The 12,058-nt window shown below is 67.7% G+C and carries 11 protein-coding genes and 1 tRNA gene; all 12 read right to left on the reverse strand.

The window, feature by feature from the left end; translation table 11 throughout:
- Positions 1-38: 38 nt before the first annotated feature.
- The 12 genes from rplJ to ftsZ all read right to left on the reverse strand — a co-directional run bounded on the left by rplJ (position 39) and on the right by ftsZ (position 12,048).
- A complete protein-coding gene (gene rplJ, locus IAI54_RS09150; protein ID WP_187972047.1) occupies positions 39-557 on the reverse strand; it encodes a 50S ribosomal protein L10 in 519 nt (172 codons plus the stop codon).
- Between the two features lie 371 nt (positions 558-928).
- Entirely contained in the window at positions 929-1,633 is a 705-nt protein-coding gene (rplA, locus tag IAI54_RS09155) for a 50S ribosomal protein L1 (protein ID WP_187972048.1), read from the reverse strand.
- 4 nt (positions 1,634-1,637) lie between these two features.
- Positions 1,638-2,066, reverse strand: a complete 429-nt coding sequence (gene rplK, locus IAI54_RS09160) for a 50S ribosomal protein L11 (protein ID WP_187972049.1) — start codon at positions 2,064-2,066, stop codon at positions 1,638-1,640.
- 157 nt (positions 2,067-2,223) lie between these two features.
- Positions 2,224-2,751: a transcription termination/antitermination protein NusG gene (gene nusG, locus IAI54_RS09165; RefSeq protein ID WP_187972050.1), complete on the reverse strand. Its 528-nt coding sequence runs from the start codon at positions 2,749-2,751 to the stop codon at positions 2,224-2,226.
- 27 nt (positions 2,752-2,778) lie between these two features.
- Complete coding sequence (gene secE / locus IAI54_RS09170) at positions 2,779-2,982, reverse strand: preprotein translocase subunit SecE (protein ID WP_187972051.1); 204 nt, start codon at positions 2,980-2,982, stop codon at positions 2,779-2,781.
- 14 nt (positions 2,983-2,996) lie between these two features.
- The gene (locus IAI54_RS09175) at positions 2,997-3,221 is read right to left on the reverse strand and encodes a hypothetical protein (protein WP_187972052.1); all 225 of its coding nucleotides are present in this window, start codon (positions 3,219-3,221) and stop codon (positions 2,997-2,999) included.
- A gap of 85 nt (positions 3,222-3,306) precedes the next feature.
- Positions 3,307-3,382: transfer RNA gene (locus IAI54_RS09180), tRNA-Trp, on the reverse strand.
- Between the two features lie 129 nt (positions 3,383-3,511).
- Complete coding sequence (ligA, locus tag IAI54_RS09185) at positions 3,512-5,689, reverse strand: NAD-dependent DNA ligase LigA (RefSeq protein ID WP_187972053.1); 2,178 nt, start codon at positions 5,687-5,689, stop codon at positions 3,512-3,514.
- 556 nt (positions 5,690-6,245) lie between these two features.
- Positions 6,246-7,910 carry a DNA repair protein RecN gene (gene recN, locus IAI54_RS09190; protein ID WP_187972054.1) on the reverse strand — a complete coding sequence of 555 codons (1,665 nt, stop codon included), beginning with the start codon at positions 7,908-7,910 and terminating at the stop codon, positions 6,246-6,248.
- Positions 7,911-7,926: 16 nt separating this feature from the next.
- Complete coding sequence (locus IAI54_RS09195; RefSeq protein WP_187972055.1) at positions 7,927-8,784, reverse strand: outer membrane protein assembly factor BamD; 858 nt, start codon at positions 8,782-8,784, stop codon at positions 7,927-7,929.
- 310 nt (positions 8,785-9,094) lie between these two features.
- Positions 9,095-10,045 (reverse strand): UDP-3-O-acyl-N-acetylglucosamine deacetylase, encoded by a 951-nt coding sequence (gene lpxC / locus IAI54_RS09200; protein ID WP_187972056.1) that lies wholly within the window; start codon positions 10,043-10,045, stop codon positions 9,095-9,097.
- A 293-nt stretch (positions 10,046-10,338) separates the two neighbouring features.
- On the reverse strand, positions 10,339-12,048 hold the full coding sequence (ftsZ, locus tag IAI54_RS09205; protein ID WP_187972057.1) for a cell division protein FtsZ: 1,710 nt from the start codon (positions 12,046-12,048) through the stop codon (positions 10,339-10,341).
- Positions 12,049-12,058: the final 10 nt, after the last annotated feature.

Genomic DNA, 12,058 nt, shown 5'->3' on the forward strand with positions numbered 1-12,058 from the left:
TGTGTTCGAACGTGTGTTTGTATGTCCGAGGACCGGCCTCATGCCGCCTCGTCCTTCCGGGCATAGGCGCCGAACACGCGGGCAAGCTGCGCTGCCGGCGCATTGACGACCTGGGCGATCCGGGTTGCCGGCGTGGAGATCATCCCCACCAGCTTGGCGCGGAGTTCGTCGAGCGACGGGAGCGTCGCAAGCGTCTTCACGCCTTCGATGTCGAGCGAGGTCGCACCCATCGCGCCACCGAGAATGACCAGCTTGTCATTCCCCTTGGCGAACTCGGATGTGATCTTCGGCGCGACGACCGGATCTTCCGCATAGGCGATCAGGGTCTGTCCGGTGAACAGGCCCTGGATCGATTCTGACGGCGTGCCCTGAAGAGCGATTTTGGCGAGACGGTTCTTCGCGACTTTGACGGTACCGCCGGCTGCGCGCATCTTCGTGCGAAGATCGTTCATTTGCGCAACGGTGATGCCGGCATAGTGGGCCACGACCACCGAGCCGGAAGTCTGGAAGACTCCGTTCAGGTCCGTGACGAGTTCGCGTTTTTCCGCTCTGTCCACTGCCTATCTCCAGTTGGCGGCCCCTCCGGGGGGAGGAACTGCCGGGTTGCCTTTTGCCGGCCGGGACGATCCAGAAGGATCGCCCGAGCGGCGCTCGAGGATCCTGTCCCCTTTCGCCTCGCCCGCCGGACCGTGATCCGGACGCACGTGCTGACAAAAGGCACACACGGTTCGAAACCTTCTCGAAAGCGACGCGTTCGCTCTCTCGTCGGCTCGACCCCGTCTCATGCAGACCCGATCGGATTAAGGACCGGCGTGAACCGGTCCGCCTGCAATCTCGGACAGGAATGCGGATGGTTTTCCATCCGCGCATCCGGGCCCTGGGGCCCGGAATTCGCTTTGCCGGAGGCCGTACCGCCTCCCTCGACCCGTCAGGATGCGACGGTGAGCGTCGCCGGATCGATCTTCAGGCCGGGGCCCATGGTCGAGGACAGGGCCACGCGCTTGACGTAGTTGCCCTTGGCGCCCGCCGGCTTGGCCTTGATCACCGCGTCAGCGAAGGCACGAACGTTCTCGACCAGCTTGTCGATCTCGAACGAGGCCTTGCCCACGCCGCCATGGATGATGCCGGCCTTCTCGACGCGGAACTCGACGGCGCCGCCCTTGGACGCCTTGACGGCCGCCGCGACGTCCATCGTCACGGTGCCGACCTTCGGGTTCGGCATCATGCCGCGCGGGCCGAGCACCTTGCCCAGGCGCCCGACGAGCGGCATCATGTCCGGGGTCGCGATGCAGCGGTCGAAATTGATCTCGCCCTTCTGCACGATCTCGACGAGGTCCTCGGCACCCACCACGTCGGCACCGGCCTTGGTCGCTTCCTCGGCCTTGGCGCCGCGGGCGAACACGGCCACGCGCACGGTGCGGCCGGTGCCGTTCGGCAGGTTGACGACGCCGCGGACCATCTGGTCGGCGTGGCGCGGATCGACGCCGAGGTTCATCGCGACCTCGATGGTCTCGTCGAACTTGGCCGTGGCGCGCTCCTTGAGCATCTTCACGGCTTCGGCGAGGTCGTAGGCCTTGTTGACGTCGACGCCCTCGCGGGACTTGGCGACGCGCTTGGCGATCTTCTTGGCCATGATCTTACCCCACCACCTCGAGGCCCATCGAACGGGCGGAACCTTCGACCATGCGCATCGCTGCATCGACGTCGTTGGCGTTCAGATCCTTCATCTTCTTCTCGGCGATCTCGCGGATCTTGTCGCGCGAGATCTCGCCCGCCTTCACCTTGCCGGGCTCCTTGGAGCCGGACTGCAGATTGACGGCCTTCTTGAGGAAGTAGCTCACCGGGGGCGTCTTCATCACGAAGGTGAACGACTTGTCCTGGTAGTAGGTGATGACCACCGGGGTCGGCTGACCCTTTTCCATCTCCTGGGTCTGGGCGTTGAACGCCTTGCAGAACTCCATGATGTTGATGCCACGCTGACCGAGCGCCGGGCCGATCGGGGGCGACGGAGTCGCCGATCCCGCTTTGACCTGGAGCTTGAGCTGGCCCACGATCTTCTTAGCCATTTCTCTTCTGCCCTTGTTGTGCCGGCCTCATCCGGCGGTTGCAGTCGGGTGGTGCGGATCCGGGGCCGGCTTCAGCCACCGTCTTCCTCCCACCCATTCGAATCGGGGCGAAGGCCCCGCTTCACCCGCCGGCGGCAGCCGGGCGGGATCCCTGTGGTCAGCCCTTCTCGACCTGACCGAACTCCAGATCGACCGGCACGGCGCGGCCGAAAATGGACACCTCGACCTTGAGGCGCGAACGCTCCTCGTCCACTTCCTGGACGAAGCCGTTGAACGAGGCGAACGGGCCATCGGAGACGCGCACCTGCTCGCCGATCTCGAAGGTGATCGAGGGCTTGGGCCGCTCCACGCCCTCCTGCACCTGGTGCAGGATGCGGTCGGCCTCCGCATCGGTGATCGGCACCGGACGGGAATCGCCGAGGAACCCGGTGACCTTCGGCGTGTTCTTGATCAGGGAGAAGACGGCGTCGGACAGGTTCGCCCGCACCAGCACGTAGCCGGGGAAGAACTTGCGCTCCGAATCGACCTTGCGGCCACGACGGACCTCGACGACCTTCTCGGTCGGGACCACGATCTGCTCGATCTGGTCGGACAGGCCCTTGCGCTTGGCCTGATGCTCGATGTCCTCGGCGACCTTCTTCTCGAAATTCGAATAGGCGTGGACGATGTACCACCGCGCAGTCATGTCAGGTGCTCTCCTTAGTCGCCGGCGTTATCGACCGATGCCGAGTATCAGCTCGACGCCCAGAGCCATGATCTGGTCCGCGGCGAAGAAGAAGATCGCGGCGATGAACGCGAATGCCAGGACCATGATGGTGGAAATGAGGGTCTCGCGGCGCGACGGCCACGTGACCTTCGCCGTCTCCTGACGCACCTGCTGGAGGAAGGTGAAGGGATTCGAAGTCTTCGACGCCATCTGCCGCTCTGCTTTCAGGAACCCGTGGACCGGGTCTTCTCGATCGTCCCGCGAAACGGGAAACCTGCCTTTTCATGAGGAACAACCACTTGCCGGAAAGCGATCATCCGCCCATGCAATAAAGGCACGTAAAGCCGATCGTGGCTCCACGCACCGCTTGTCTGGATGTCGCGATATAAAGCCGATTCCATCGGCACGCAAGGGCGGATGTGGAAATTGTTCCCGGACAGCAGCGACATCCGGCCCCGGCTCAGCGTGACGATGCGGCTCGCATTCCGGACGATCGCATGTGCCGGCGACGGCCACCTAACCGGCGCCTGGCGCTGGCAGGGGCAGCAGGGCTCGAACCTGCGACCTGCGGTTTTGGAGACCGCCGCTCTACCAACTGAGCTATACCCCTAGGCGCGAGCGGCTTCATACACAGTCGCCGGCCCGCGTGCAACGCCGTTTTTTGCCGTCCGGGTCGGATCGATTCGCCGGCGTCTCGCGCCGCTCCTCCCTCGAGTGTCCGGAACGAGCCCTCTCCCCCTCACCCGCCGACGCGTTCGAACCAGGCGTCTTCGTCGATCACCTCGATGCCGAGGTCGGTTGCCTGCTTGAGCTTCGAACCGGCGCCGGGCCCGGCCACCACCAGGTCGGTCTTCTTCGATACCGAGCCCGCGACCTTGGCGCCCAGCCGCTCGGCCATCGCCTTGGCCTCGTCGCGCGACATCCGTTCCAGCGCCCCGGTGAAGACCACGGTCTTGCCGGCGACGGGCGACGACACCGCACCGACCGGTTCCTCGTCGAGCGGCGTCACGCCGGCCCCGATCAGGTCGTCGACCGCCTTCCTGTTGTGGTCCTCGGCGAAGAAGTCGACCAGCGCCTGGGCGACGACGTCGCCGATGCCGTTGACGCCGACGATCTCGCGCCAGTCCTCGCTGCCCGGGTCGCCCTTGCCCTGCGGCGCCACCGCCCTCTCCGCCGCTTCCCGCAGCCGGGCGAAGGACAGGAAATGCCGCGCCAGCCGCTTGGCGTTGGTCTCGCCGACATGGCGGATGCCGAGCGCGAAGAGGAAGCGCGACAGCGCCACCAGCCGCCGTTCGTCGATGGCCGCGAAGAGCTTGCGCACCGACACCTCGCCAAAGCCCTCGACCTTGTCCAGCCGCTGCAGCGAGCCCTCCAGAGTGTCGGGCAGTTCCTCCTGCCGCCTCCGCAGCGTGAAGATGTCGGCCGGCGTCGCGATCTTCTGCGCCGCCTTGTCGGTGGTGAAGAAATACTCGATCTGCTTTTCGCCGAGCCCCTCGATGTCCATGGCGTTGCGCGAGACGAAGTGGCGCAGCCGCTCCGTCGCCTGCGCCGGACAGATCAGCCCGCCGGTGCAGCGCCAGACCGCCTCGCCTTCCTCGCGCACGGCATGGCTGCCGCAGACCGGGCATGTGTGCGGAAAGGCATAGGGAACGGGTCCGCGCGGCTTGTCCGTCACCACGTCGAGGATCTGCGGGATCACGTCGCCCGCCCGCTGCACGATCACCGTGTCGCCCTCGCGGATGTCGTGTCCCTCCGGACGGATGCGCTCCCCGGAATTGCCGATCCCCCGGATGTAGTCCTCGTTGTGCAGCGTGGCGTTGGTGACGACCACGCCGCCGACCGTCACCGGCGCCAGCCGCGCCACCGGCGTCATCGCCCCGGTGCGGCCGACCTGGATGTCGATCCGCTCCACCACCGTCGTCGCCTTCTCGGCTGGGAACTTGTGCGCGGTCGCCCAGCGCGGCGAGCGCGAACGGAAGCCGAGCCGCTCCTGCAGGTCGAGCCGGTCGACCTTGTAGACCACGCCGTCGATGTCGTAGGGCAGCGCCGCGCGCTCGGCCTCGATGCGGCGATAGTGCACCAGCATCTCCCCCAGCGACGCGCAGCGCGCCATCCGGTCGTTGGTCTGAAAACCCCAGTCGCGAAAAGTCTGCACGGCGTCGTACTGCGTCGTCCCCAGCGGCGCGCTCGTCTCGCCCCAGGCATAGGCGAAGAACTTCAGCGGCCGCGACTTCGTCACCTCCGGATTCTTCTGGCGCAGGCTGCCGGCGGCCGAGTTGCGCGGATTGGCGAAGGCCGGCTGGCCGTTCTCGACCATGCGGGCGTTGAGCGCCAGAAAATCGTCGCGGCGCATGTAGACCTCGCCGCGCACCTCGATCACGTCGGGCACGCCGGCCGGCAGTTCGTCCGGAATCTCGTCGATGGTGCGGATGTTGGCGGTGACGTTCTCCCCCGTGGTGCCGTCGCCGCGCGTTGCCGCCGCCACCAGCCGCCCCTTCTCGTAACGCAGCGACATCGACAGGCCGTCGATCTTCGGCTCGGCCGTGAAGACGAGTTCCGCTTCGGCCGACAGCGACAGGAAGCGCCGCACGGAGCCGACGAAATCCGCCACGTCCTCGTCGGAGAAGACGTTGTCCAGCGACAGCATCGGCCGCGCGTGCCGCACTTCCGAGAAGGTGCCGGACGGCGCAGCACCCACGGTCCGCGTCGGAGACGCCTCGCTCGCCAGTTCCGGATAGGCCTCCTCCAGCGAAAGCAGACGGCGGCGCAGCGCGTCGTAGTCGGCGTCCGAAATCTCCGGCGCGTCCTTGCCGTGATAGAGCGCGTCGTGGCGCGCCACCTCGGCCGTAAGCCGCTTCGCCTCGGCGGCGGCCTCTTCGAGCGTCAGCGTCTCGACCGGCTTGGCGGAAAGGGTCATGGCGGGGAATCCGGATTGTCTGCGAGGGATCGACTATGTGCAGCCACGGGCGATGGGTTCAAGAGGCCGCAAGGAGGATGCTGCCAGCGGGTTCCTTCTCCGTCCCGGCGGCAGCCTGCACAAGGACGCAGATGGAATCGTCGGCACCGCTGCGCCGGATACGAACGGTCCGAGTGGTGTCGGATGGCACGGGACCGGCTCCTGCGAGCGCCCCCCTCGTCGGCGTCATTCCGGGGCCGCGCAGCGGAACCCGGAATCCAGAGCGCCGGGGACGCAAGGTGGGGCGCGAGCGCCGCGCATTTCCGCCTCGGTCGCAACTCTGGATTCCGGGTTCCGCTATGCGGCCCCGGAATGACGTGGCGCGTGCGGTGGCCGGATCGTGACGCAGGCTGAGGCCCACGGGCTGGAGATTCTCGCGCCTCCTCACCTTCGCCACACCCGGACCTGTCCGGGGAACCCGCAGACGTTCGAGATGTACGTCGGCGGCCCGCCTATTTGGTGGCCTCTGGCGCCACAGCCCCGCGACGAGCCGGAAGAATGTCTCGGTCCGCCCCCCCTACTCCGTCTCCGCCAGCAGCCGCCCCGCTGCCGCGCGGGCCTCGTCGGTAATCGTCGCGCCGGCGAGCATGCGGGCGATCTCCTCCTGCCGCGCCGGGCGCGGCAGCTGCGCCACGCCGGTGGCGACGCGGTCCGTGCCTCCGGACTTCGAGATCAGGAAATGCGTCGCGGCGCGCGCGGCGACCTGCGGCGCATGCGTCACCGACAAGACCTGCACGCGCTCGGCGAGCCGCGCCAGCCGCGCGCCGATGGCGTCCGCGACGGCGCCGCCCACACCCGTGTCGATCTCGTCGAAGACCAGCGTCGGCGCCGAGCCGCGGTCGGCCAGCGCCACCTTGAGCGCGAGCAGGAAGCGCGACAGCTCGCCGCCGGAGGCGATCTTGGCCATCGGCCCGGGCCGCGAGCCCGGATTCGTCCTGACCCAGAACTCCACCTGGTCGATCCCCTCCTCGCGTCGGTCGTCCGGCTCGGTGGCCAGCTCGACGAGGAAGGCCGCGCGCTCGAGCTTCAGCGCCGGCAGCTCGGCCATCACCGCGCCGGCCAGCGCCGCCGCGGCTTCGCGCCGCTGCGCCGACAGCGACGCGGCCGCCGCATCATAGGCCGACCGTGTCTCCCGAGCAGCCTTCTCCAGTCCGCCAAGCCGCTCCTCCCCCGCGTCGAGATCAGCGAGGTCCGCGGTCATTCGGTCGCGGAGCGCCGGCAGCGCGTCGACGGCGACGTTGTGCTTGCGGGCGGCCGCGCGCAGCGCGAACAGCCGCTCCTCGGTCTGCTCCAGCACGCGGGGATCGTATTCGGAGGCGCGCATGGCAGCGTCGATGCCCGTCTGCGCGGCGTCGAGCGAGAGGAGAGCCTCATCGAGTGACTTCACCACGTCGTCGAGCATACCCGGCACTTCCTGCGCCTTGCGCTCGAGCCGCCGCAACAGGCCGGCCAGCACCGGAACCGGCGACTGGTTGCCGGAGAACACCTCCTGCGCCTCGCCGATGTCGGACGCGATCTTCTCGGCCTTCATCATCTGGCCGCGCACGCCGGCGAGTTCCGTCTCTTCTCCCTCGCGGGGATCGAGCTTGGTCAGCTCCGCCACGGAAGCGCGCAGATAGTCGGCCTCGCGGGCGGCGGCCTCGACGCGGGCGCGGTGCCGGGCGAGTTCCTGCTCGGCATGCCGCCAGTCGGCGAAAGCCTTGCGCACCGCAGCGACAGCAGAGCCATGGCCGCCGAACTGGTCCAGCACGTCGCGATGCGCATCCGTGTCCACCAGGGCGCGCTCGTCGTGCTGGCCGTGGATCTCGACCAGCGCCCGGCCGATGTCGCGCATCAGCGCCACGCTCGCCGGCCGGTCGTTGACGAAGACCCGCGACCGCCCGTCGGCGTTCTGGACGCGGCGAAGCAGGATGTCGCCCTCGTCCTCGATGGCGTTGTCGGCGATCAGGCGGCGGGCCGGATGGCCGGGAGGCACGTCGAAGACGGCCGTCACCTGCCCCTGAGCCGAACCGTGACGGACCAGCGAAGCGTCGCCGCGCCCGCCGAGGGCGAGCGAAAGGGCATCGAGGAGGATGGACTTGCCGGCGCCCGTCTCGCCAGTCAGCACCGACAGGCCGCGCGCGAACTCGATGTCCAGCTTCTCGATCAGGACGATATCGCGGATCGACAGTTGGACCAGCATGCGCGTTCCGCGCCGGTCAGCTGCCGACCAGCAGGGCTCCGGCCTTGGAGATCCACGAGCCCCGGTTCTCGCGCGGCTCGAGACCGCCCGTCTGCAGCAGCTTGTAGGAGTCGCGGTACCACTGGCTGTCCGGATAATTGTGGCCGAGCACGGCCGCCGCCGTCTGCGCCTCCGAGACGAGGCCCATGGCGTAATACGTCTCCGTCAGGCGGGCCAGCGCCTCCTCGACGTGGCGGGTGTCGGAATAGACCTCGACGACGTAGCGGAACCGCTTCACGGCGGCGATATATTCGCGGCGCTCCAGGTAGTAGCGACCGATCTGCATCTCCTTGCCGGCCAGCTGGTCGCGGGCGAAGCGCTTCTTGGCCTTCGCATCCTCGACATACTGCGAATCGGGCCAGCGGGTGATCACCTCTTCCATCGCCTCGACGGTGCGACGGGCCTCCTTCTGGTCCTGTGTCACGTCGCGGATCTGGCGGAACCAGCTCAGGCCGACGATGTACTGCGCGTAGGCGGCATCCGGATGCGAGGGGTACAGGTTGACGAACCGCGATGCGTTGGCGATCGAGTCCTCGTAATTGCCCTGGCGGTACTGGGCGAAGGCCGTCATCACCAGGGATTTCCGCGCGAATTCAGAATAGGGATGCTGCCGGTCGATCGCCTGGAACTTGGCGACCGCTTCCTTCAGACGCCCCGCTTCGAGGTTGGCGAGGCCCTGGTTGTAGAGAACGTCCGCGGGCTCGACGTCCTCGACGTAGCTCGTCAGGTCGAGATCCTTCTCGGACATGCAGCCCGACATGAGAAGTCCCGCCGCCACCATCGGCGCTGCGAGCATGATCGATCGAGCCCGTCCGGCAGTCCGCTTGTAGATCATCGTTGGCTCAATTCCCTCTGGCGCGAGCGCTGGCGGGCACCCGTGGCCATAAATCATACCCGTCCCGTAGGAACAACGCTATCACGGTTCTTTCGCGCTTTTTTGTGGCACGGCATCCCCGTCAGGTCACATTCGACGATGCGCCGGCGCTCGGATCGGTCGCGTCCGGACGGGCCGGCGCCTGTCGCGGCGTGCGTAGACGGAGGCCGCAGAACGAGACGGATCGTACCCGGCACGTCCGGCCGGGCGGCGATCAGAGCGCCTACAGGCGATCAGAGCGCCTTCAGGCGATCAGAGCGCCTTCCGGCGATCAGAGCGCCCAGGGCGCGAAGACGGGAGCGTTGACGGCGATGAGTTCGGCGGCGCGGCCGCGCTCGCGGCGGGTCGTCTCGACGATCTCGAAGGCGCTGCGGTCGGAGAGAAGGCGGCGGAGCGCCGTGGCGTTCAGCTTGTGGCCGCCGCGATAGGAGCGGAAGCAGCCGATGAAACGGGCGCCGGCCAGCGCGAGATCGCCCATCGCATCCAGCGTCTTGTGGCGGACGAACTCGTCCTCGTAGCGCAGGCCCTCGAGGTTGATCACCCGATCGTCGTCGCCGATCACGACGGAATTCTCGAGCGACGAACCGAGCGCATACCCCGCCGCCCACAGCCGTTCGACATCCTTCATGAAGCCGAAGGTGCGAGCCCGTGCGATGTCGCGCTTGAAGGCTTCCGCCGTGATGTCGCCGGCATAGAGCTGGCGGCCGATGGAGGATGATTCGAAATCGATCTCCACTTCGAAACGCGTGCCGGTATAGGGCAGGAACTCGGCCCAGGAACCGCCCTTCTCGATGCGGATCGGCTTGATGACGCGGATGTAGCGGCGTTTGGAGCCGAGCTGGCGCAGACCGGCCTGCTCGATCGCCTCGACGAACAGCTCGCTCGACCCGTCGAGGATCGGAACCTCCGAACCGTCGATGTCGATGCTGACGTTGTCCACGCCCAGCGCGAACAGGGCGGCCATCAGATGCTCGACCGTCGCTACGTGGACGCCGTCGGTGTCGCCCAGCACGGTGCAGAGATCGGTTCCGCCGATCTCCGACACGAGACCCCTGATCTCGCGATACTCCTCGCCGTCGACGCTGCAGTTGAAGATGACGCCGGTATCGGCATCGGCGGGATTGAGATGAAGGGTGACGGGCTTGCCGCTATGGACGCCGACGCCCGAAAGGGTGGCACGCGAGTTGAGGGTCGTCTGATAGTCGTGCAACTCTATCCCCATGATCCCGCCCCGTTCAGGACCGCTTGTGCCGATCGGCTGCGGTTCTTGTCTCGCAAGGTTACGAGCTGCCGGTATCCCCAAACCCACACGCCGGAAGCTCTCGATTGGCCGCGAAGATAAAGATGCCGTCGGGAGTCGCCAAATCACGGTTTCTTACCTTCTGTTACGCCTGTCTCGCTCTAACGTCCAGCTGCAAGCCGATGATTTCACGCGCCTTTATGCAGAAGCGGAACGGCCGTGTTCCGGCCGTTCCGCGCACGCGACAACGCAATTCCGGCGAGCGCCCGCGCTCGTCAGTTGGCCTGGCGCCGCAGGAAAGCCGGAATCTCCAGCTGATCGTCCTCGTTGACGGCACGCTGGGCCGGAACGAGCCGCCCATGATCGTCGAGCTGGCCCCGGCGCGGCGCGTAGAGCTGGGCGTCCGGGCCCGACAGGCGGCGCGATTCGGCCTGCGGCTGAACGAACTGCGGCTCGCGCGGCGCTGCCGGCTTGGCACGGACGGCGTCCTCGTCCCGGCGCGACGACAGGCCCGCGGTCAGGCGCTTGAGAAGCCCGCTCATCGGTCCGCGATCCTCCACCGGCTCGGCAGCTGCTGCTGCGGCGGCGGCGGCACGGGCGTTCTGCTGCGCATCCATCTCGGCCTTCACCAGCGGCGGAAAATCCTCGACGCGCGGCATGCGCGGCTGCTGGATGACCGGATCGGGACGCTGCACCGGCGCCTGGGCGGCCGGCTGCATCAGAGGCCGCGGCTGCGGCTGCGGCTCGGGAGCCGGGGCGCGGAAGAGCCGGTTCTGCGGCACGAAGTCGTCGGCCGGGGCCGCCGGGCGCAGGCTGGTGCGCTCGGCCTCGCGAATCGCCTCCGCGACCGGGTCGTTGTCCATCGCCTGCGGGGCAGCCGGAGCCTCGTAGTGCTGCACCGGTGCCGGCGCGGGCGCAACGGCCACGGGAACCGGCCGGATCTCGGCCTGCTGCACCGGGCGCGGCTGCGGCTTCGGTGCCTGGCGGATCTCGATCGGCGCGGCCGAGATCTCGTGCGCCTTCTTGTCGATGCCGGTGGCGACCACCGACACGCGGATCACGCCCTCCAGTTCCTCGTCGAAGGTCGCGCCCAGGATGATGTTGGCGTCCTGGTCGACCTCCTCGCGGATGCGGGTCGCCGCCTCGTCGACCTCGAACAGGGTCAGGTCGCGGCCGCCGGTGATCGAGATCAGCAGCCCCCGCGCGCCCTTCATCGACGATTCGTCGAGAAGCGGGTTGGCGATCGCGGCCTCGGCGGCTGCCATCGCGCGGCCCTCGCCCGAGGCCTCGCCGGTGCCCATCATCGCCTTGCCCATCTCGCGCATCACCGAGCGCACGTCGGCGAAGTCGAGGTTGATGAGGCCTTCCTTGACCATCAGGTCGGTGATGCAGGCGACGCCCGAATAGAGCACCTGGTCGGCCATCGAGAAGGCGTCGGCGAAGGTGGTCTTGTCGTTGGCGATGCGGAACAGGTTCTGGTTCGGGATGACGATCAGCGTGTCGACGTTCTTCTGCAGTTCCTCGATGCCGATGTCGGCCGTCTTCATCCGGCGCTGACCCTCGAAGTGGAAGGGCTTGGTGACGACGCCGACCGTGAGGATGCCCTTCTCGCGCGCCGCGCGCGCCACGACGGGCGCCGCGCCGGTGCCGGTGCCGCCGCCCATGCCCGCAGTGACGAAGCACATGTGCGTGCCGGCCAGATGGTCGACGATCTCGTCGATGCATTCCTCGGCCGCCGCGCGTCCGACCTCGGGCTGCGAGCCGGCACCGAGACCTTCCGTCACATGAGCGCCGAGCTGGATCAGCCGCTCCGCCCGCGACATCGTCAGCGCCTGCGCATCCGTGTTGGCGACGACGAACTCGACGCCGCGCAGCCCTGCGTTGATCATGTTGTTGACGGCATTGCCGCCGCCGCCGCCGACGCCGAAGACCGTGATGCGCGGCTTGAGCTCGGTGATGTCCGGCTTCTGAAGATTGATCGTCATGTCCTCGTCC

Origin of the sequence: Aquibium microcysteis, assembly GCF_014495845.1 — a bacterium.
Classification (GTDB): Bacteria; Pseudomonadota; Alphaproteobacteria; order Rhizobiales; family Rhizobiaceae; genus Aquibium; species Aquibium microcysteis.

Coding starts and splice junctions, on each gene's coding strand:
- IAI54_RS09195 (WP_187972055.1), bottom strand. CDS start 8,784: ATGATCTACAAGCGGACTGCCGGACGGGCTCGATCGATCATGCTCGCA.
- recN (WP_187972054.1), bottom strand. CDS start 7,910: ATGCTGGTCCAACTGTCGATCCGCGATATCGTCCTGATCGAGAAGCTG.
- ftsZ (WP_187972057.1), bottom strand. CDS start 12,048: ATGACGATCAATCTTCAGAAGCCGGACATCACCGAGCTCAAGCCGCGC.
- IAI54_RS09175 (WP_187972052.1), bottom strand. CDS start 3,221: ATGTCGCTGCTGTCCGGGAACAATTTCCACATCCGCCCTTGCGTGCCG.
- lpxC (WP_187972056.1), bottom strand. CDS start 10,045: ATGGGGATAGAGTTGCACGACTATCAGACGACCCTCAACTCGCGTGCC.
- secE (WP_187972051.1), bottom strand. CDS start 2,982: ATGGCGTCGAAGACTTCGAATCCCTTCACCTTCCTCCAGCAGGTGCGT.
- ligA (WP_187972053.1), bottom strand. CDS start 5,689: ATGACCCTTTCCGCCAAGCCGGTCGAGACGCTGACGCTCGAAGAGGCC.
- rplA (WP_187972048.1), bottom strand. CDS start 1,633: ATGGCCAAGAAGATCGCCAAGCGCGTCGCCAAGTCCCGCGAGGGCGTC.
- nusG (WP_187972050.1), bottom strand. CDS start 2,751: ATGACTGCGCGGTGGTACATCGTCCACGCCTATTCGAATTTCGAGAAG.
- rplK (WP_187972049.1), bottom strand. CDS start 2,066: ATGGCTAAGAAGATCGTGGGCCAGCTCAAGCTCCAGGTCAAAGCGGGA.